The 19821-nt window shown below is 63.1% G+C and carries 22 protein-coding genes and 1 pseudogene; 6 read left to right on the forward strand and 17 right to left on the reverse strand.

The window, feature by feature from the left end:
- Positions 1-98: 98 nt before the first annotated feature.
- The 5 genes from R1T40_RS10385 to R1T40_RS10405 form a co-directional block, all read right to left on the reverse strand.
- On the reverse strand, positions 99-1115 hold the full coding sequence (locus tag R1T40_RS10385) for a GGDEF domain-containing protein (protein ID WP_317386869.1): 1017 nt from the start codon (positions 1113-1115) through the stop codon (positions 99-101).
- Entirely contained in the window at positions 1112-1699 is a 588-nt protein-coding gene (locus tag R1T40_RS10390; RefSeq protein WP_106162206.1) for a heme NO-binding domain-containing protein, read from the reverse strand. Before R1T40_RS10390 ends, R1T40_RS10385 begins: the two co-directional genes overlap by 4 nt.
- Before the next feature lie 382 nt (positions 1700-2081).
- A complete protein-coding gene (locus tag R1T40_RS10395; protein ID WP_317386870.1) occupies positions 2082-3641 on the reverse strand; it encodes a trimethylamine methyltransferase family protein in 1560 nt (519 codons plus the stop codon).
- A 136-nt stretch (positions 3642-3777) separates the two neighbouring features.
- A complete protein-coding gene (locus R1T40_RS10400; RefSeq protein ID WP_317386871.1) occupies positions 3778-4467 on the reverse strand; it encodes an HAD family hydrolase in 690 nt (229 codons plus the stop codon).
- 40 nt (positions 4468-4507) lie between these two features.
- On the reverse strand, positions 4508-4792 hold the full coding sequence (locus R1T40_RS10405; RefSeq protein WP_106162204.1) for a DUF3572 domain-containing protein: 285 nt from the start codon (positions 4790-4792) through the stop codon (positions 4508-4510).
- A 115-nt stretch (positions 4793-4907) separates the two neighbouring features.
- Between R1T40_RS10405 and R1T40_RS10410 the strand changes: the two genes are divergently transcribed.
- Positions 4908-6311 carry a diguanylate cyclase gene (locus tag R1T40_RS10410; protein ID WP_317386872.1) on the forward strand — a complete coding sequence of 468 codons (1404 nt, stop codon included), beginning with the start codon at positions 4908-4910 and terminating at the stop codon, positions 6309-6311.
- 121 nt (positions 6312-6432) lie between these two features.
- On the opposite strand, the gene R1T40_RS10415 is transcribed toward R1T40_RS10410, so the two are convergent.
- The 4 genes from R1T40_RS10415 to R1T40_RS10430 are packed head-to-tail and all read right to left on the reverse strand — an operon-like array spanning position 6433 to position 8521.
- Positions 6433-6966 (reverse strand): periplasmic heavy metal sensor, encoded by a 534-nt coding sequence (locus R1T40_RS10415; protein WP_317386873.1) that lies wholly within the window; start codon positions 6964-6966, stop codon positions 6433-6435.
- Positions 6963-7352, reverse strand: a complete 390-nt coding sequence (locus R1T40_RS10420; protein WP_317386874.1) for a hypothetical protein — start codon at positions 7350-7352, stop codon at positions 6963-6965. Before R1T40_RS10420 ends, R1T40_RS10415 begins: the two co-directional genes overlap by 4 nt.
- Positions 7345-7998, reverse strand: a complete 654-nt coding sequence (locus tag R1T40_RS10425; protein WP_317386875.1) for an RNA polymerase sigma factor — start codon at positions 7996-7998, stop codon at positions 7345-7347. The genes R1T40_RS10420 and R1T40_RS10425 overlap by 8 nt, the downstream gene beginning before the upstream one ends.
- Before the next feature lie 25 nt (positions 7999-8023).
- Positions 8024-8521, reverse strand: coding sequence for an EF-hand domain-containing protein (locus R1T40_RS10430; protein WP_317386876.1), 498 nt, complete (start codon positions 8519-8521; stop codon positions 8024-8026).
- Between the two features lie 242 nt (positions 8522-8763).
- Between R1T40_RS10430 and R1T40_RS10435 the strand changes: the two genes are divergently transcribed.
- Complete coding sequence (locus R1T40_RS10435; protein ID WP_317386877.1) at positions 8764-9171, forward strand: DUF983 domain-containing protein; 408 nt, start codon at positions 8764-8766, stop codon at positions 9169-9171.
- 179 nt (positions 9172-9350) lie between these two features.
- Positions 9351-10070: an NUDIX hydrolase gene (locus tag R1T40_RS10440; RefSeq protein ID WP_317386878.1), complete on the forward strand. Its 720-nt coding sequence runs from the start codon at positions 9351-9353 to the stop codon at positions 10068-10070.
- 333 nt (positions 10071-10403) lie between these two features.
- Here R1T40_RS10440 and R1T40_RS10445 read toward each other — a convergent pair whose 3' ends face one another.
- The 3 genes from R1T40_RS10445 to R1T40_RS10455 are packed head-to-tail and all read right to left on the reverse strand — an operon-like array spanning position 10404 to position 12589.
- A complete protein-coding gene (locus tag R1T40_RS10445; RefSeq protein WP_317386879.1) occupies positions 10404-11306 on the reverse strand; it encodes a DMT family transporter in 903 nt (300 codons plus the stop codon).
- Between the two features lie 46 nt (positions 11307-11352).
- Positions 11353-12378, reverse strand: a complete 1026-nt coding sequence (locus tag R1T40_RS10450; protein WP_317386880.1) for a fatty acid desaturase — start codon at positions 12376-12378, stop codon at positions 11353-11355.
- A complete protein-coding gene (locus R1T40_RS10455; RefSeq protein WP_317386881.1) occupies positions 12371-12589 on the reverse strand; it encodes a DUF2061 domain-containing protein in 219 nt (72 codons plus the stop codon). Before R1T40_RS10455 ends, R1T40_RS10450 begins: the two co-directional genes overlap by 8 nt.
- A 106-nt stretch (positions 12590-12695) precedes the next feature.
- On the opposite strand from R1T40_RS10455, the gene R1T40_RS10460 reads away from it, so the two are divergent.
- Complete coding sequence (locus R1T40_RS10460; RefSeq protein ID WP_317386882.1) at positions 12696-13565, forward strand: helix-turn-helix domain-containing protein; 870 nt, start codon at positions 12696-12698, stop codon at positions 13563-13565.
- A 55-nt stretch (positions 13566-13620) separates the two neighbouring features.
- Here R1T40_RS10460 and R1T40_RS22285 read toward each other — a convergent pair.
- The 4 genes and pseudogenes from R1T40_RS22285 to R1T40_RS10475 all read right to left on the reverse strand — a co-directional run.
- Positions 13621-13728, reverse strand: a pseudogene (locus R1T40_RS22285) (3-oxoacyl-[acyl-carrier-protein] reductase); the annotation flags it as partial.
- Positions 13728-15203: a carnitine 3-dehydrogenase gene (locus R1T40_RS10465; RefSeq protein WP_317386883.1), complete on the reverse strand. Its 1476-nt coding sequence runs from the start codon at positions 15201-15203 to the stop codon at positions 13728-13730. The pseudogene R1T40_RS22285 and the gene R1T40_RS10465, both read right to left, overlap by 1 nt.
- 11 nt (positions 15204-15214) lie before the next feature.
- The gene (locus R1T40_RS10470) at positions 15215-15778 is read right to left on the reverse strand and encodes a lipocalin family protein (protein ID WP_317386884.1); all 564 of its coding nucleotides are present in this window, start codon (positions 15776-15778) and stop codon (positions 15215-15217) included.
- Positions 15779-15865: 87 nt separating this feature from the next.
- The gene (locus R1T40_RS10475) at positions 15866-16783 is read right to left on the reverse strand and encodes a BKACE family enzyme (RefSeq protein ID WP_317386885.1); all 918 of its coding nucleotides are present in this window, start codon (positions 16781-16783) and stop codon (positions 15866-15868) included.
- Positions 16784-16917: 134 nt separating this feature from the next.
- Between R1T40_RS10475 and R1T40_RS10480 the strand changes: the two genes are divergently transcribed.
- Positions 16918-17949, forward strand: a complete 1032-nt coding sequence (locus R1T40_RS10480) for a GlxA family transcriptional regulator (RefSeq protein WP_106162191.1) — start codon at positions 16918-16920, stop codon at positions 17947-17949.
- Between the two features lie 89 nt (positions 17950-18038).
- Here the strand turns inward: R1T40_RS10480 and R1T40_RS10485 are convergent, their stop codons facing one another.
- A complete protein-coding gene (locus tag R1T40_RS10485) occupies positions 18039-19085 on the reverse strand; it encodes an aldo/keto reductase (RefSeq protein ID WP_317386886.1) in 1047 nt (348 codons plus the stop codon).
- A 176-nt stretch (positions 19086-19261) separates the two neighbouring features.
- On the opposite strand from R1T40_RS10485, the gene R1T40_RS10490 reads away from it, so the two are divergent.
- Positions 19262-19663, forward strand: a complete 402-nt coding sequence (locus R1T40_RS10490) for a rhodanese-like domain-containing protein (RefSeq protein WP_106162189.1) — start codon at positions 19262-19264, stop codon at positions 19661-19663.
- Positions 19664-19821: the final 158 nt, after the last annotated feature.

A 19821-nucleotide genomic window follows, 5' to 3' on the forward strand; every position in this document is an offset into this window, starting at 1 on the left:
TTGACCAGTCCAATTCTCACGGCTCAGCACACACAGAACCGATCCACTGGTGCCGGGACGGCAACCGGGGTGTCTCCTGCGTCACGCCTGTAGATTGTTCAGGCCGATTTGGTGTCGTGCTCGACCATCTCAGCCTCAAGCCCCGGAGCATAGAACATGTGCTGCGCGCGTCCGGCCCGTTTGGCGGCATAGAGTGCCACATCCGCCTGATGCAGCAATGCCGCGGGATCGGGATTCGCAAGCTCGGTGGAGAGGGTCGTTCCGGCGGATGCGGAGATCCGGCATTCGTCCACGCCATACATGATCGGTTCTTCGAGACGCGTGATCAGGCGGCGTCCCAGATCTTGCAGGCGGTTGCGATCCATAAGCCCTTCAAACACCAGGACGAATTCATCGCCGCCAATCCGCGCGACCGTATCAAACTTGCGGGTGCAATCGACCATGATGGCCGCGACCCGCTGCAGCACCGTGTCGCCAGCCGCGTGACCAAAGGTGTCGTTCACCGACTTGAAGAAATCCAGATCCACATGCATCAGCGCAAAATCGCGCCCGCCACTGATCAGGCGGTTCAAGACGTGATCCATGGCGCGGCGGTTTTTCAGCCCCGTCAGCGTATCGGTAAAGGCCTGTTCCTCGGCCGCGATCTTGGCGCCCTGCAGGCGCAGGTTCAGCTGGCGCGAGGCCTCCATCGCGGCGGATTTCGCCTCCACCAGATAGAGCATCTCGATGGTCAGATCGGTGGGCGAGAAATCCTGGCTGGTCAGGTTGAAATCGCGCACCGCATCCAGAACCGAGATCCCGAATGACAGGTTGATAAATGCGCCCTGCCCGTCTGGCAGCGGCACCAATACGCCCTTCATGCGGGTGTGCGGCGCCTCCCGCAGCTGGAAATGCAGTTTGCAGCCAGCCGTTTCGAGCAGGTCGGAGATGGATTTGACCCAGCGCGGGCGCTGCAGGTCGAGAACGTCGAAGAAGGACTTTCCTTTCCAGTCGTCGCCATCACACAGTTTAAGCAAGGTCGGGCCATGGCTGGTCACCGTGCCCTCGGCATCGATCATCACATGCATCGGGCACACCTGACTGGCGAGCCCTGCCAGATCGTCAAAGGTCATCATAGTGAATGCGCCCCCAGGTCAAAGGCCCGCCCCTCGGCGAACTCGCTTTCGATCAGCGTGATGGAGATCACATCCGCACCATCCCGCGTGCCGGACTGGTCGAGAATCACCAAGGCCCCATAGTCATCCGCCATGGCGCGCAATACGCCGGTCATCACCTGCGCATACCCCTGCACCCCCGGCTGACACAGCAGATCGAACTGGCCGGGCGCCTGTTCAATCAACTCCAACCCCGGCAAATGCAGGTCGGACACCGCCAGCCGAGCGCGGTCCGGCAGATCATCGAGCGAATGCAGGAACTCGACATAATTCACGCCGCCAAAGCGCAGTAGACGTCTCAACGCTTCCACCTGCGGATTGGACACCAGAAACGTGCCGACGTCCTCCAGAATTTCAGCAAGCGGGCGTTGCAGGTTACGTTCAAGCGCGCGCAGCATGCGCGAGGATTGGTCTTCGGGATACACAAGCATAGCCTCGAACTCGGAAAATCCGAGCTCGCTGTCGTCCATGATTTCGCCCCAGCGTTTATCACCGTAGGTGCTGATGACAAAAGCCTGAACTGCCCTGTTGATCAAACCGTGCATACGGCCGTTCCCTAATTCACCTCAGCCTTTTCTACCGCCTACATGCTTAAGAAAGACCGAATATTCTTCTATCGCTGTTTTCTGATAAAGGGTTTTCCCAGCTTTGAAACCTCCCGACACACAGCAAAGCTAACGCAAAATAAAAAACCCGCAGGGTCTCGCCTACGGTCTTCTAGCTGTCATCGGTAGTGCTGTGTTCGAACTCTGGGTTCGCCCTGGCAACAATGCGCGACACCGCGTTCTAAACTCGTCCTCGACCATCCCAAAACATGCTTGTTATGGCTGATTATACCAAAACACGCAGGCGTTCCAAAGGAATACTGTCCAGGAGAGGCCGAAAACCGGCTAAAGTTGCTGAACGCGAACCGGCGGCGACAGGCCGTCAAAAATCGGTCGGAGCACCGCCCTCGGCCTTGCGACGGTCCACAAAGGCCGCCAACTCCTCGCGGATTGCGGGGTCCAGCGGTGGTTCCTCGAACTCTGCGATGATCTCCTTGAACATCGTATGTGCCCGCTCGGCAGTCCAGACACCGCCAGCGGCCTCCCAGGCCTCATAGTTGCGCCAATCGCTCAGGAAGGGCTGATAAAAGGCCGTGGCGTAGCGGTCCTGGGTGTGCTGTGTGCCGAAGAAATGGCCGTTGTTACCCACCTCGCGGATCGCCTCCAGCGCAATCTCATCCGGGCCGGTGGCGTTGATTGCCGGGTCCATGTAGCGCTGGATCATCTGCAGTACTTCGCAGTCCATGATGAATTTCTCCGGGCTGGCGATCAGCCCGCCCTCCAGCCAGCCCGCGGCGTGGTAGACCATATTGGTGCCGGACTGCACCGCCGCCCAGAGCGAATTTGAGGTCTCCCACATTGCCTGGCCGTCCGGCACATTGGCAGCACAGACCCCGGAGGAGCGCATCGGCAGGCCGTAGAATCGTGCCATCTGCCCGGTCATCTGGGTGGCGCGCATGTATTCCGGGGTGCCAAAGGCGGGCGCGCCGGATTTCATGTCCACATTGGAGGTAAAGGTGCCGATGGCGCAGGGCACGCCGGGGGCGACGTATTGGAACAGGGCGATCGCACAAAGCAATTCGGCCAGTGACTGCGCCACCGCGCCCGCCATGGTCACCGGCGCCATCGCGCCCGCCAGCGTGAAAGGCGACACGATCACCGGCTGGCCGCGCCGGATCAGCCGCAGCGAGCCGTCGATCATCGGCTCGTCATGCTTCAGCGGCGAAGTGGAGTTGATGTTGGTGTACATATGCGGCTTGGCGTCGAACTCCGCATGGCTGAGACCGCCAGCGATGCGCACCATCTCCATCACGTCCTCGACCCGCTCCTTGCCCAGCGAATAGGCATGCATCACCTTGTCGGTGAGCGTCAGCTTGTCATAAAGCACATCGAGGTGGCGCACCGAAGGATGCAGATCGACAGGTTCCACCGGATAGCCGCCCGCAAAGTGAATGCAGTTGAAATACTGTGTCAGCTTCAAAAGGTTGCGGCAGTGTTCGCGGGTGCCGGGGATCTTCTTGTTCAGCTCCACATCCCAGTAGTTCGGCGGCGAGGAGACATTGCCGAACAGCATGGTATTGCCGCCGACGCGGATGGCACGATCCGGGTTGCGCGGCGTCAGGGTGAACTCGCGCGGAGCCTTACCCACCATCTCCATCACAAAGTCGCGGTCCATGCGGACCAGCTCGCCCTCGACCTTGACGCCGGCCTGTTTGAAAATCTCCAGCGCCTCGTTGTTGAGGAACTGCACGCCGATCTCCTCGAGAATGCGCATCGCACCATCATGAATGGCGGCAATGCCCTCCTCAGTCAGTGGCTCCGTGGGGCGGTCGATATTGGTCGGAGGATTCCACGGCATCTGCTCCAGCGTGGCGGATCCGCGACGGGCCGCGGCCCCTGCTCTGCCGCCACCGCGACGTTTGCGCGCAACTGTCTCCGACATGGTGCCTCCTGTGGTGAAATGGATATCGCCCTCCATTCACTCTGCCGCAGCAGGCACCAGACACACCTGTCCATTACCGACACAGCATGTCGCATTCAGGTCGGCACATGCCGGTCATCAGCGCATGAAGACCGCGTTAACGGGCGAGCCAGGCCGGGATATGGCCGATATCCGGCAGCACCACATCCGCCAGCGGCGCGAGGTCCTCTTTGGTGGCCATGCCAGTCAGCACCCCCACCGTGTGCATGCCCGCCGCGCGCCCGGCGATGAGGTCATGGCGACTGTCACCGACCATCGCGGTTTGCGCGGGGGCCACGCCCACCGCCGTGCAGAAGGCCAGCAGCGGATCGGGATCCGGTTTGGCGCCAAAGCCGCTGTCTGCGCCAATCACCATGTCGAAGTGATCCAGCACACCGGAGCGGGTCAAGTGACGGCGGGCGGAATGTTCGCCGTCATTGGTCATCACACCAAGCTTCATCCCCGCATCGCGCAACGCCTCCAGATAGGGGGCCAGCGGCACCGCCTGTGCCAGATCTGCTTCTGCCGCGGTCCGGATCAGGTACTGCGCCAGCTCTGCCACATCCATATCGGGCACATGGGGCGACAGAACCTCTGCCACCTCGTCGTTGGTCCCGGCAATCACCAGGCTGTCCGGGCGAAAGGCGCGCGCTTCGAGATCATAGCTGACGGCCTCGGCCATGGCAGCCAAACGCGCGGTATCGCCCTGCGCGAGATTGGTGAGCATCGACATCGACCAGCCATTCCAGGTGCGGGCAAAATCGAACAGCGTACCGTCCTTGTCGAAAAGAAGCGCAGAGATGGTCATGGAAGGTCCTCGGTTGGAAGAGACGTCGGCGCGGCGCTTATCACGTCCAATGGACCTGTTCACCCCCGGGCAGCATCGCCCGCGCTTCGACCAGCGACGCATAGGCCACATCCTCGCTGTCGCAGAATGCCACGACCCAGGCGTCATCCATCAGCAGAAAGTCCAGCACGGCCCCGAGAAAGTCGGGATCCCCCACCCGATCCCGCAGGTCCGAGATCGACGCGCCACTGGATCCGAGAAACACTGGCAACAGGTCATCGTTGCTCGCCAGCCAGCTCAGCGCCTTTAAGCCCAGAACCTCGGCGCGATCGGCGGAAAATGGCATATCAGCCCCCTTGTCGACACTTTTACGTCAATTTGCACTAACCCCGAAAGGGTTTGTTAACCAGTCTCATCAACACTCAAACCCAAGCAATAGCCGGAAATGAAGGTGTTTCACCGTGCAAGGCACGATCCTAGTCATAGATGGGGTATCCACCAATCGCATCGTTTTGAAGGTGCAATTGACCGCCGCCTGTTTTCAGGTGCTGCAGGCGGACAGCATGTCGGCGGCGATAGAGCTGATGGCGGGCAATCGCCCCGATCTGATCCTCACTGCGATGACCCTGCCGGACGGGGATGCCGGGGCGGTCAAGGCAGCCCTGTCGCGGATGCCGCAGCTGGCGGATGTGCCAATGATCGCCCTCAGCACCTCCAATGATCGCGGCACGCGGATCAAGGCGCTGTCGGCGGGCATCGACGAGGTCCTGCCGCAGCCGGTGGACGACATGATCCTTCAGGCCCGGATTCGCAGCCTGTTGCGCATGCGCATGCAGGATGAGGATCTGCACATGCGGGAAGATGGCGTACCCTCTTTCGTCATGCCCATGACCGGCGCCACCGTGACCGCAGCGCCGCGCCCCGACACCAGCGTGGCGCTGGTATGCCACGACCTGCCCACCGCACAGAAGTGGAAATCCCGGCTGGCTGGCAGCGTTGGCTACAACCTGCGCGCCTATAACGTGGACGCCATTCAGGACCTGATGCGCACGCCGGTCCCCGATGTCATCGTAATTGAGCTGAACGAACAATCCGCTGGCATGGCCCTGCGTCTGCTGGCCGATCTGCGTGCCCGCATCAGCACCCGCGACAGCGTTGTGATTGCGGTACCGAACCCCGCAGACGCCACGATCGCCGCTGAGGCACTGGACCGTGGCGCGCATGATGTCCTGCACTGCGGATTTCAGGTGGACGAGCTGGCGCTTCGGATCAGCACCCAGTTGCACCACAGACAGCGGGCCGAAATGATCCGCGCAAACCTGCGCAATGGCTATCGCGCCGCGATGGAAGACCCGATGACCGGGCTCTACAATCGCCGCTATGCCCGCCCGTTCCTAGAGCAGGTGGCACGCGAGGCCTGCACCACAGGCGAGACCTTTGCGGTCATGGTCGCCGATCTGGACCATTTCAAACGTATCAACGACCAACACGGCCATCCTGTCGGGGACGCAGTACTGGTCGAGGCGGCCCGCCGCCTGAAAGCGCAGCTGCGCGGCTGTGATCTGCTGGCCCGTATCGGCGGCGAGGAATTCATGGTCGTGATGCCCGGCATTCACCCCTCAGAGGCCGCAACCACGGCCACCCGGCTGTGCAACGCCATCAGCACGACGCCGTTTGACGCCCCCGGATGTGACGCACCGCTGGCGGTCACGGTCAGTGTCGGCGCCGTGGTCAGCACCCCTGACGGACACGTCGCATCCGGTGACGAAATGTTCGCCGCCGCGGATCGCGCGCTCTATGATGCAAAACATGCCGGACGCAACCAGGCGCTAGTCAAAGGCCCTCAGCGCAGCGCGGCGGCCTGATCTGACAGAGCTTTGCGGCGCGCAGCCGTGCATCACAATCGACGCCCCTGCCCCCGGTTTCACCCCAGTTCGGCATAGCGCTCACGCTGAAGTGGACGCGCGATCCGTCACCTGCGCCGTCTCAGTCGCGCGCACCGCCCTTGTGCCCCTCACGCGGGGGTGGTTTGCGAAACCGGGCCACATGGCGTTCCACCTTGTCGGCAAAGGCCGCACGCTCAGCCGGCGACATCTGCTGCAACTCCGCGATCCAGACCTCCAGCATCGCTCCCCGAAACTCATTGATCGCGGCCGTTTGCGCATCGATGCGCGCGCGCAATACCGTCACATCCAGCGGCTCGCTGCGGATGACCTCCAGCAGCGCATTCAGCTCCGCGATGCGCCGCTCCACGATATTGCCGTATTGGCCGTCCGCCAGATCCCGCAGGACCCGACGAGAGTCGCGGTCCAGGCTTCGGTACATCACCGCGCCGATCGCCTCTGCCGCAGCGGGCGGCGGCGGGGCCTTGTGGCGGGACCGACCTGAGCGATCCTCGCGCAGCGCAGCCCCGGCCACCAGGCCTACCACCGCCAAATTCGCCGCAAGCGACAGCGCAAACACCGCCTTCAGCCAGCGCGGCATGCGAGAGGAGCGTCCGGTGTCAGATGTCTGGGTCATTGCATATCCTCGGCCATGACAGTGGCCAGATCGAAAGTTTCATAAGCGGCATACTCCGAACTGACCGTGGGTGTCGCGGCAAGCGCGCTAACCCCCGGCGCGGTAAAGACCGTCTCCGGCCCCGCCACACCGATCCAGAGGCCGGTACAACTCGCCGCCACCAGCCCGCCCACCGCGGGCCAGCCGCCAAGCGCGGCCAGCAGCACGCCCAGGGGCGGACGGCGGCGCGCGGGTGCCGGTGCGGACCAGCGCGCCTGTTCTGTCGCAGCCGCTGCCGTGATCGTGGACATCAGCTTGTCGGGCAGATCCGGGCGCGCCTGCCGGGCCTCGGCAAAGAGCGCGTCGAGGTCGGTATCGCCGTTCTGATATTTCTGATGATCAGCCATCCTGATACCCCAATTCCTCACGACGCCCGGCCAGAGCCTTGGCCAGCATCCGTTTGCCCCGCGCGGTCAGGCTTTCTACTGCCTCCACGCTGATCTCCATGATCCCGGCAATCTCCGGGTTGTTCAATTCCTCGATGTGGCGCAGCACCACAGCCTGCCTCTGGCGTTCCGGCAGGGTCATCAACGCCTCCTGCAAGGCATCGCGCCGGGCGTTGTCCTGCAACCCCTCCGCGGCCCCTGCCGCCGGATCCGGCGGTTCGGGAATCGCGTCCAGATCCACATGACCGCCCCGCGCCTTGCGCTTGACATCGATACAGAGGTTCATCGTCACCCGGTAGAGCCATGTGGAGACCTCCGCTTCGCCTCTGCGCCAGTCGGGCGCGATCTTCCACAGCCGGATCATCGCGTCCTGTGTGACATCCTCGGCCTCGGCAGGATTGCCGAGCACCCGCATCGCCACCCCCAGCACACGCGGGCCAAGGCGGCGTGTCAGCTCGGCGGCGGCGCTCGGATCGCCATTGGCGAACAACACCAGAAGTGCTTCGTCGCTCGCCTCCGGCACAGCCGCCACATCGGCGGCTCTGCGGCCCAGACCGATCACGGGCACCTCCCCCGGATGGGGAGGTGCAGGTTCGAACGCAGGCATATGCAGTGTTCAGTGCGAATTCGACTTACTCCGCATCCATTTGGTGGCCCTGCCGATCCGGGCCGCCGCGATGATGTCTTTTCTTCATCACGGTCTCCAGAATGGCCTGCGCGGTGTCAAACTCTGCCTTTGAAATCGAGCCGTTGCCATCGGTATCCGCCTTGTCCAGAAGCTGCTGCGGGCCCCGGCGCTGCGGCATTTCCTCAGCGCTCAAGGCGCCATCGCCGTCCTTGTCAAACCGTTCGATCATGGCGGCGGTCCGCTTGGCAATCCTTTGCTGCGCCTTGGCCGTCATTTCTTCGGCGCTCAACAGCCCATCGCCATTGGTATCTGCCGCATCGAAACGCGCCTGACCCATCGCCGCGATTTCGGCCTTCGACAAGGCGCCATTGCCATCCGTGTCGAGCTGTTCGAACGTCGGCTTATGGCGCTCGGGACCAAAACCCGGCTTCGCGACGGCAAGGGTCCCTGCCGCTGCAGTGGTCAACGACAGGAGTGTGGCGATCAGAATCCGTTTCGTCATAACATCGTTCCTTTTGTGAGCCTCAGCAGCACTGTGCTGCCCGATGTAGAAATGAAACGGCGGCGGTCCGGGTTTCCGTCGCCACGGGCGGAGAAAAAATCCATCCCCCCGAAAAAACAGCGCCGCGTCACCGGGTCACAGCGAAATCAACCTCTGATTTGCATATTTGGAGCTAAGTATTGAAGATGGGCATTGCCAAAGACGCATTTCAGAGCGGCCCCCTCGCAGTGACGGAGCATCAGATGACACAGACGCAAAGCCTCGCCCAGCAACAAGCGCTGGCTGACGACCGCCCGACAAAGCCCGCGTTGTGGAAGGGCTGGCGCCGCCGCTGCCCGAAATGTGGCGAAGGCAAACTGCTGCACAGCTATCTCAAGGTGAACGATCAGTGCGCGTCCTGCGGCGAGGATTTCAGCCATCACCGGGCGGATGACGGTCCGGCCTATCTGACCATTCTGGTGGTGGGCCACGTGATGGCGCCCCTGATGCACTACACCGCCTTCGAATGGCGCCCATCCCCCTGGGTGATGGCCACCGTTTTCTCGGTGGGCTGCCTGACCGCCTCGCTCTATCTGCTGCCGAGGCTGAAGGGCGTTGTCGTCGCCTATCAATGGGCGCGGCGCATGCACGGGTTCGACAAGGCCAGCTGAGCCAGCGCCCGGGCCAGTCGGGTCCCGGTCTGCCTCAGACCGCCCCAGCCCGCCCAGGCCGATGCGACGCCGGGTCTCCTCTTTCCTTTCTGGCGCAAAGACGTGACACTGCCACCGGTGCGCATATGGCGCCGGAGTGGGCGGCATTGGTCGTGGGACGCGAGAAGAAGGAGACGGAGATGACAGGCACGACTGCCACACGCGACAAGACCGCAATCCGCGATGCGGCCACGGTGATCGTGGTGCGTGACGGCGACAGCGACGACCCGCGTGTCCTGATGGGGCAGCGCGGTGCCAAAGCCGCGTTCATGCCAAACAAATTCGTCTTTCCGGGCGGCGCTGTCGATGCTGGCGACCGGGACATCGCACTGGGTGCAGAGATTTCGCAGCCCTGCCGCAATCGTCTTGGTGAGGATGCTGCGGACGACGTCTGGCAGGCGTTATGCGTCGCCGCCACTCGGGAGCTGTGGGAGGAGACCGGGCTGATCCTCGGGCGCCCCGGCTCCTGGCAGGACAATGTTCCGACAGATTGGCAGAGCTTTGCTGCCACCGGCCATGTGCCAGATGCCTCCGGGCTGACGTTTGTCTTTCGCGCTCTGACACCGCCGGGCCGCCCACGCCGGTTTGATGCGCGGTTCTTTCTGGCGGACGCCGACGCGTTGGTGGGCGATCTGGATGATTTCTCCCGCGCCTCGGACGAGCTGTCACATCTGCAGTGGATTCCGCTCAGCCAGGTGCGCAGCTTCGATCTGCCCTTCATCACCGAAGTGGTTCTGGCCGAGGTCACCGCCAACCTGCGCAGCGGCACCCGCCCCGACAGCACGCCATTCTTTCGCAATGACGACGAGGAAAGCCTGTTCCTGCGCCTGCATGGCCGTCCGATGTCGCAGGCTCAATAGGCCTCGACCACGCGCCCCGGCCCCCCGCTTCCCCTGTCCACCGGCCCTTTTTCGTCAAACCGGGTGCGCTCCCGCCCCCGGCGCTGCGGTCCCTTGGCAGGGACCACAGCCCATCGGCCTTGGGCCGGGCAGCCTGCCCCCTGAGGGGGCAGGCTGCGTCACCGCGCGTCCTGCGCGGTGCCATGCCCAACGGGAGCGCTGTGCCCCTTTTGCAAAAAAGGGGGCTGCGGCGACGGGCGGGAACCCCACCTGCCCCATGCTCCATCGGGTCTGCTTGGTTGGGATCGGGCTTTCGCATCGGAGGCGTGTCGTATCCGGACCTTCGTGTCCGGATCAAAGCGCGAGGATCAAGGCCAGGATCGACAGCACCAGCAGCGCCATGCCGCAGATCTCACGCCGGGTCACCACCTCCTTGAACACCACCAGCGAGGCCAGCAGGGACAGCAGCAGCTCCACCTGTCCCAAGGCCTTCACATAGGCCGCGTTCTGCAGGGTGAAGGCGAGAAACCAGCAAAACGAGCCGCCCATGCTGGTCAGCCCCACCCAGACCGCCACCCGGCGTGCCGCCCAGACCCGGGCGATCTCGCCGGGATCCCGGACGCCTAGCCAGGCCAGCATCATCGCCGTCTGCAAGCAGACCACCACCGCCAGCGTCACGGCCGCGCGCAGCACCGCGTCGGGCTCCTGCAATTGCAACGACGCGCCCCGGTAGCTGACCGCGGAGAAGGCAAACAGCACGCCCGATCCGAGCCCCAGCAGCGGCGCCCGTCCGGTCAACTGCCGCCAGAGGCCCTTGGGACCATCCTTGGTCTTGGACAGCACCAGAACCGCCGCCAGGCCAATCAGGATCGCCACCCAGCCCAGCGTAGAGACCTCATCGCCCAGCACCACCAGGCCGACGATGGCGGTCTGGATCACTTCGGTCTTCTTGAAAGTGATGCCGACGGCAAAGTTGCGCGCCTTGAACAGCGCCACCACGCAGACGGTGGCAAGGATCTGCGACAGCCCGCCGACGATGGCAAAGCCCCAGAACGGCCGCGAGAGGGCCGGCAGCGCCGCATCTGTGGCCGCAACATAGGCCCAGAGCAGCAGCAGGATCACCGGCGCGGAGTAGACAAAACGCGAGAACGTCGCCCCCGCTGCGCTCAATGTGACCGCGCTCAGGACCTTCTGCAGCATGAAGCGCAGGGTCTGAAATGTGGCGGCGGCGAGGGTGACGGGAATCCAGAGCGGCATTGAATGACCTTTAAGGTATACTATCGCATACCGACCCTATGTGCCCTTACTCCGGGGATTTCCAGAGCGGATGTGGCACCGGATCCTTGGCGCGGACGGCGAACTGGCGGAACACGCTGGCATAGCTGGCCAGCACATAGCCGTCATTGCGCGCCTGAAATCGCGCCTGATGGCGTTTGTAGAGCGCCGGCAGCTGGTGCCAGGCTACGCCGGGGTAGAGGTGATGCACAATGTGCAGGTTGTTGTTGAGGAACAGAAACCCCAGCACTGCGCCCATCAGGCCACGGGACTCAACAATTGCCGTGCGGCCATGCATGTCCTCATGGGCGCGGTGCTCCAGATAGGTGCGGATCTTCAGCACCGAGAGGCCGAGGTAGGCCGCGCAGAGATAGGCCAGCACCGGCAGCGCCGACAGCGACACGATCCACAGGACCAGCGCCGTGCCCAGCGCATGCAGCCCCCAGTCGCGCAGAATACCGCGCTGCCCCCGGCGCACCAGCGTCCAATCCTCCTGCATGAAGGAGATCTGTCCGATCACCGGCCCGATCACCATGCGCCCAAGAAGCGTGTTGTTGACCCGCAGCAGACGCTGGCGCCAGGCGGGCAGCCGGGCCCAGACCGCGGGGTCGTGAAAATTGCTTTCCGGGTCGTCATAGGGATCGGTCAGATCTTCGTCCTGATGATGCTGCAGATGGGTGTCGCGAAAGCGGCCATAAGGCACCGCGAGATTGAGCGGCAGAACCACCAGCGCCTCGTTCAGGCGGCGACTGCGGAACGGGTGGCCGTGCAGCACCTCGTGACAAAGCGAGGAATGCAGCGCCACCATCCCCCCAGCCAGCAGCACCGCCAGCAGATGCGAGACCTGTGCCAGGCCAAAGAGCGCCCCGCCCCAGACCAGGTAGCAGGCCAGGATCAGCGCAAACGTGCCCCATTCCGGGTGACGCGGCAGCGCGGCGCGGGCCTCGGCCGCGTCCGGTGTCAATGCCACCTCCAGCGGTGTTTCGATCCGGTCCGACACATCCGCGACAGCCTGAGCCGCAGCGATCTGTTCCTCCTCGGTCAGATCACGCATGACGCCGCCCGCCGACCCGGCCCCAGGAAATCCGCGCCCAGACCCGCTCATAGATCAGATAGCAGGTAAAGCCGATGGCGGTGTTGATCGCCGCCATCACCCCACCGGCGGTGGCCGAGCCGGTCGCCAGAAATCCCACCAGCGTCATCGAGATGAGCCCGATGATGTTCCACACAATCGCCTTCACGAGGGAGCGCCCACGCGTTTCCATACTGCCTCCGATTTTTTTGATCTTAGGTCAGGTTAGATCAACGGCAGGCTGTGTAGAATTCCGTATGTGATTAACAAAATCCATCAACGATGATATATGTTACCACATGAGAGAAAATATTGACAAACGTTTGCGTGCCGCACAATTCCGAGAGCGCCTGAACCGCGCTCTGCGGGAGAGCAATCTCAGTCAGAGCGCATTGGCCCGGGCCACTGATGTGGATCGCTCCACTATTTCGCAGCTGCTGACAGATGCGGGCGCGCGATTGCCCAACGCCCATGTGGTCGGCGCCTGCGCGACGGCCCTTGGCGTGTCGGCGGACTGGCTGTTGAGCCTGTCGGATCGGCCCGAGAGTGCGGCCGAGCTGCTGGCCTCCTCGATGTCGATGACCGAAGCGCCCCGGGCGCTGGTGGATGAACGCATCTACGAGTGGCATCGCGAGGCGGCGGGCTACAAGATCCGCCATGTGCCCGCGACCCTGCCCGACATGCTGAAGACCCGCGCGGTGCTGGAATGGGAATACGCGCCGCATCTGGGCCGCACCGCAGATCAGGCGATCGGCGCCTCGCAGGATCGGCTGACATGGATGCGGCAGGCGGGCTCCGACTATGAGATCGCGATGCCGATCTATGAAATCGACAGTTTTGCCAAAGGGGTAGGATACTACGAGGGTCTCTCTGCCGAGGTACGGATCGAACAGCTGGAGCATCTGGAGCAATTGACGACGCAGCTCTATCCGCGTTTGCGGATCTATCTCTATGATGCCAAGCGGCTGTATTCCTCGCCGCTGACCATCTTTGGCCCGTTGCTTTGTGTCTTCTATGCAGGCAGCCACTACATGGCGTTTCGCGACCGGGAGCGGGTGGAGACCTATACCGGCCATTTTGATCGGCTGGTGCGCGAGGCGTCGATCACCGCGCGGCAGATGCCACGTCGGGTGGGCGCATTGCGGGCACAAATAGACGAAACGACCTAAGCGCGCGCCTTATCGTCCTGTTGGCCGGGCTATGCAGCCCTCAGCCGGGCATGCCACTCGCGGCATCGGCATCCGTCACCCAGACCTCGGCCCCGGTGGCAGCAGGGCCCGCCGCAATGGCGCGCCCGATCCCGGACGCGCCTGCAGTCACAAGAACACGTATTAGCGCGGCGCGCCGATGGCGCGGCCCAGCCCGTCGGGCGCGGGCAAGGTCGCGTGCGCCTCGGCAATCCTGACCAGATTGGCCTCGATATGCGCGGCGGGCGGTGCGGAGCGACGGGTCTTGAGGTCCACGTGCAGCAGCATATGCTCCCCCGTCGCCAGCAGGCGGTCGCCCTCGAACATCTCGTGCCAGATGTGCATCTTCTTGCCTGCGCCCATGATGACCTGCGTTCTGACCTGAATGGGATGGCCCGCGTGCACCTCGTCGATATGGCGGATGTGGGTCTCGGCGGTGAAATAGCTGCCGCCCGAGGCGATATACTCGGCATCGCAGCCGATGATCTCCATCAGCCGGTCGGTGGCCTGGGCAAAGGCATCGAGATAGCGGCTCTCGGTCATGTGGCCATTGTAGTCGGTCCAGTCGAGCGGCACCGTGCGGCTCTGGGTCAGGATCGGCTGGGTGATATCTGCCACGTCGTCGATGTTGCGGGCCAGCCCCGCCGCCTGCATGCGCGCGCTGTCATGGGCGTTCTGCAGCGCACCCGCGCCCCAGTCATTTGCGCCCAATGCGCGCATCATCCCCACGAGGTTGTCGTCGCGGATGCGCTCCAGCTCACGGATCGAGTGATGGCCGGACTGCGCATCGGACTGACCGGCGATGAGGTCCACCAGCTCGTCGTTGTATTCCGGCACATCCATCAGCTTGGTCCAAGGCCAGCTGAGACAGGGGCCGAACTGTTCCAGGAAATGCTTCATCCCCGCTTCGCCGCCCGCCACCCGGTAGGTCTCAAACAGGCCCATCTGCGCCCAGCGGATGCCAAAGCCATAGCGGATGGCGTTGTCGATCTCCTCGGTGGTGGCGATACCGTCCTTGACCAGCCAGAGCGCCTCGCGCCAGACCGCCTCGAGGAAGCGGTCCGCCACATGGGCGTCGATTTCCTTCTTCAGGTGCAAGGGATACATGCCGATGGCGCTGACGATCTCCTTGGCCTTGGCGATAATCTCCGGGCTGTTCGCCTCGGTGGTGACCACCTCAACCAGCGGCATCAGGTAGACCGGGTTGAAGGGATGCGCGACGACGATCTGCGCGGCGTTGGTGAACCCCTCCTGCAGCTGAGACGGCTTGTAGCCGGAGGTCGACGAACCGATCACCGCGCCCGCCGGAACATGCGCCTGCAATTCGCCGTAAACCTTCTGCTTCAGGTCGAGCCGCTCCGGCACGCTTTCCTGCACCCATTCGACGCCCTGAACGGCTGCCTCGATGGTGTCGTGAAACGTCATCGCACCCTCAGCCGGCAGGGCGACATTGCCCAAACCCGGCAAAGCGCGGCGCGCGTTGTCCATCACCTCCGCGATCTTGCGCGCGGCCTCCGGGTCGGGATCAAAGACCCGCACGTCCCAGCCGTTCAGCAAGAATTGCGCGGCCCAGCCGCCGCCGATCACACCACCGCCAATGATTGCAGCCGTTTTTGTCATTCCGTTGGTCCTTAGTTCTGCGGCACCATTTCAAGGGCGCCAATGTCATAGCCATTCTTGCGCAGGACCGATTTCGCCTCGGTCAGTTTGTCTGCGCTGATCTCGGGCGCGCGGGCCAGAATCCAGCCCTGCTTGCCGTTCGGAGTTCCAACCACGGCGACCTCATACTCCGCATCCACATCCAGCACCCAGTAGTCCCCCCAGGTGAAGGGCAACAGCCGGAGCCAGGACACGAAGTTCACCTCCAGCCGTCCCTGTCCCGCGACGCGGGCGACCCCTTCTGCCGTATCAAGCGGACCATTGAGCCCTTCTCGGTAACAGCGGTTCACCACGTCGATCCGATCATCGTCGCGCGCGGAGTACTGCGCGGTGACGCCCTCGCACCCCATCTCGAAGTTGTTGGGGAAACGGGCAATCTCATACCAGGTGCCCAAGTACTGCGAGAGGTCGAGGTCTTCTTCCACAGTCATCGCGACGGACGTGTCGCGATATCCATCCGCCGCCGCTGCGGTGCTGACGACAGTCAGGCAACAGGCAGTGGCAAGCAGGGTGCGGATCTGATGACGGATGTTCATGAACGGGACCTCCGGGGATCTGGGTTTGAGTTTGGTATCAGGACCGAAACGCCCATGCCCCGGAGAGAGTTCCCATGTTGTCGCTGCTTACTTCGCCACAGGCGCCTGTTTGGTCAGACCAAGCCGCGTACGCACCTCTGCTGGGGTGATCACCCGCGAACCGAGGTTGGAGATGATGGTGCCAGCACGCTCCACCAGCTGCCAGTTCTCCGCCAGCACGCCCTTGTCGAGGTAGAGATTGTCCTCTAGCCCGACCCGCACGTTGCCGCCCGCCAGCACCGAGGCCGCCACATAGGCCATCTGATCGCGCCCCAGGGAGAACGCCGACCAGTTCCAGTCGTCGGGCACATTGTTGACCATCGCCATAAAGGTGTTGAGGTCATTCGGCGCGCCCCACGGCACCCCCATGCAGAGCTGCACCAGCGCGTTCGCCTCAAGGACGCCGTCCTTCACCAGCTGCTTGGCATACCAAAGGTGGCCGGTGTCAAAGGCCTCGATCTCCGGCTTCACGCCCAGATCCGTCATCATCTTGCCCATCGCCTGCAACATGCCGGGCGTGTTGGTCATCACATAGTCGGCCTCGGCAAAGTTCATGGTGCCGCAATCCAGCGTGCAGATCTCCGGCAGGCACTCGGCCACATGGGCCACCCTTTCGGTGGCACCAATCATGTCGGTGCCCTCGGCCTTGACCGGCAGCGGATTTTCGACGCCGCCAAATGTGATATCGCCGCCCATTCCAGCGGTGAGGTTCAGTACCACATCGGTGTCGCTGTCACGGATACGGTCGGTGACCTCGCGATAGAGTCCAAGGTCGCGCGAGGGCGCGCCAGTTTCAGGATCGCGCACATGGCAATGCACGATCGCCGCCCCGGCCTTGGCCGCAGCGATGGCGCTGTCGGCGATTTCTTTCGGCGAGCGGGGCACATGCGGGCTGCGATCCTGGGTGCCTCCGGAGCCGGTCACGGCGCAGGTGATAAAGACCTCGCGGTTCATCGAAAGCGGCATTTTTGATTTTCCCTCTGATGTACAGGGTTGTGCCACGGGTTATCCCCAGGCTTCTCCCCGGATTCCAATTTGCGCTGATCGTGACTCTCGCTCAGCCTTGGCCGCAAGAGTTTACCTTAAGCGAATCGAAGTTGATGAAATCCGCAAAAAACATACTCCAGCCGGAGAACCGCCCGCTCAAAACCGCCGTTTTGGTGATGGACGAGTGCAATACACTCTCCTTTGCCGCCGCGGTTGACCCGATGCGCGCGGCCAATCGGCTGGCCGGACGCGCGGCCTTCGATTGGGACTACATCAGCGCCACATCCGAACCACCGATGCTGACTTCGGGCCTCACGGTGCCGACAACGCCGCTGGCGCGGCTCGATGGCTGCGATCTGCTGATCGTCGTGGCCGGGTTCCAGCTGGCCCGCCACGCCACCCCGAGCCTGCTGGCCGGTCTGCGCCGCATTGCCGGCACCGGCGCCACCATCGCAGGGATCGACGGCGGGCCATGGTTGTTGGCAGAGGCCGGATTGCTGGATGGCCACGCAGCCACCACCCATTGGGAAGATCTGGAGAATTTCTCCGCCCGCTTTCCCGACATCCACTGCCGCACGGATCGCTTCACCGTCTCGGATGCGCGGCTGACCTCCGGTGGGGCCACGCCGGCGATCGAGATGATGCTGCATATCATCAGCGCCCGCCACGGCCACGGCTTTGCCTCTCGCGTGGCAGGCCTGTTCCTCTATGACGGCATCGCCTCGCCCCAGCGCAGCCAGAGCCGTCTGGGCCATCACAAGCACAATGCGCTCACCGCCAAGGCCAATGCGATCATGGAGTCGGCGCTGGATGATCCCAAACCCCTGGCGGAAATCGCCGAGGTGCTGGGCACCAGCCCGCGCAGCCTGCAGCAGCAATTCCGCCTGCGCCTGAACACAACGCCGCAGGACCACTACCTGCAATTGCGTCTGGCCGAGGCCCGCCGACTGGTCACCGACACCAACCTGCCCCTGATGGAGATCGCGGTGGCCACCGGCTTCACCTCGCAATCCACCTTCGCGCGCGCCTTCCGCACCGCCCATGGTCTGTCAGCGCGAGAGCTACGTCAAAGCGGAACCGAGACAGCCTTTGCAGGTTATCCCGTGATGCAGGCCAACAGTCACGCCAGCCACAGCACCAACTAGAGCCTCCCCCGCTCTTCATCTTTTCAAAAATACCTCGGGGGTGAATTGCCCCAATAGGGGCAAGAGGGGGCAGCGCCCCCTCCCCTCACTCAATACGGCATCGGATGCGCGCGATGCGCCAGATCGATCGCCTCCAGCACCTCCGCGCTCAGCGCCAGATCCGCCCCCTCCAGGATATGTGCCAGCTGATCCAGATCGGTCGCGCCAAAGATCACGGAGGCCATGAACGGCCGCGTTTTGCACCAGGCCAGCGCCATATGTACCGGGTCCAGCCCGTGATCCGCCGCGATCCGCAGATAGGCCGCAACCGCCGCCTCGACCCGGTCGGACTGACGCCCCCCCATGGTCTCGTTGATCGACTTGCGAGAGCCTGCAGGCACCGCGCCGCCCTGATATTTCCCGGTCAGATAGCCCGCCGCCAGGGGAGAGAAGGACAACAGCCCCACATCCTCGTAATGGCTCAGCTCTGCCAGATCAGTGTCATAGAGGCGGCACAACAGCGAGTATTCGTTCTGGATCGACGCCACGCGCGGCCCTTTACCCTGTTCCGCCAGCCGCAGCCATTGCGCCGTGCCCCAGGCGCTTTCGTTCGAGAGGCCAAAGGCGCGGATATTACCCTTATCCACCTGCGCCTGCAGCGCGCCAAGGCAGTCTTCCATATCCGCAATGACCTGTGCGCGATCATAACTTGAGGCGGTCGGGTCGTAGGTCCAGTTCTTGCGGAACATATAGCTGCCGCGGTTGGGCCAGTGGAACTGGTAGAGGTCGATATAGTCGGTCTTCAACCGCTTCAAGGACGCCTCGACCGTTGCCCCGATGGTCTGCGCCGTGATCGGCGCCCCGTCGCGCGCGACCGAACCTTCGCCCGAATGTTTGGTGGCCAGGATATAGTCACCCCGCCGCCCGGTCTTTTCATTCCAAGTGCCGAGGATCTCTTCACTGCGGCCCAGCGTCTCCAGCCGGATCGGGTTCACCGGATACATCTCTGCGGTGTCGAGGAAATTGATCCCCGCCGCCAGCGCCATGTCGATCTGGGCATGGGCATCCGCCTCCTCGGTCTGGGTCCCATACGTCATGGTTCCGAGGCACAGCTCCGATACCTTCATCTCTGTACGGCCAAGCTGGTTCATCTTCATTGCATGGTCTCCTGCAGTCCTGTTCGGTGCGGACCCTAGTCGGACCAGACGGCAATGCAAGCAACTGCACGCCCGAGAGGACGCCTGCCGTTAACCATCGCTTAGGATTTTGACACCTCAAGGTTGTACGCAGTGGTATACTGTCTAGGCAACTCCCGAACCATAGGAGGACACTGATGACGTTTATTTCCACCAAGAGTTACCAGGATCTCGTGGCCGAAGCAGAGGCGGATATTTCCTTCGTGTCGGTCGAGGACGCCCTGGCGATGCACGACAGCAAGAATGCCGAGTTCATCGATCTTCGGGTTTTTCGCGAGCTGGAGAAGACCGGCGTAATCCCGGGCGCACATTCCTGCCCGCGCGGGCTGTTGGAATTCTGGCTTGATCAGGACAGCCCCTTTGCCCGCGATGTTTTCTCCCGAGAGGCGGTGTTCATCTTCTATTGCGACAATGGCTGGCGCTCGGCGCTGAGCACCCGCATCGCCGCCGACATGGGATTGCAGAACGTGCTCTGTCTGCGGCTCGGTCTTGACGCCTGGATGGACGCACAGGGGCCGATGACGCCCTATCACTGGTAGACCCGGCGCGCTCTTAGATCCTGTAAGGAATGCGGTTTTCCCGCCGTCATGAAGGCCGGTGCCCTGTGGTCGGCGGCATGACAGCCTGTCTTAAACACCCGCAAGTCACATCCGGTCTTCGGCTGTCGGGCATCCAGACGTCGGACAAAACCGCGCCG

Source organism: Tritonibacter scottomollicae (assembly GCF_032924845.1).
GTDB classification, from domain to species: domain Bacteria; phylum Pseudomonadota; class Alphaproteobacteria; order Rhodobacterales; family Rhodobacteraceae; genus Epibacterium; species Epibacterium scottomollicae.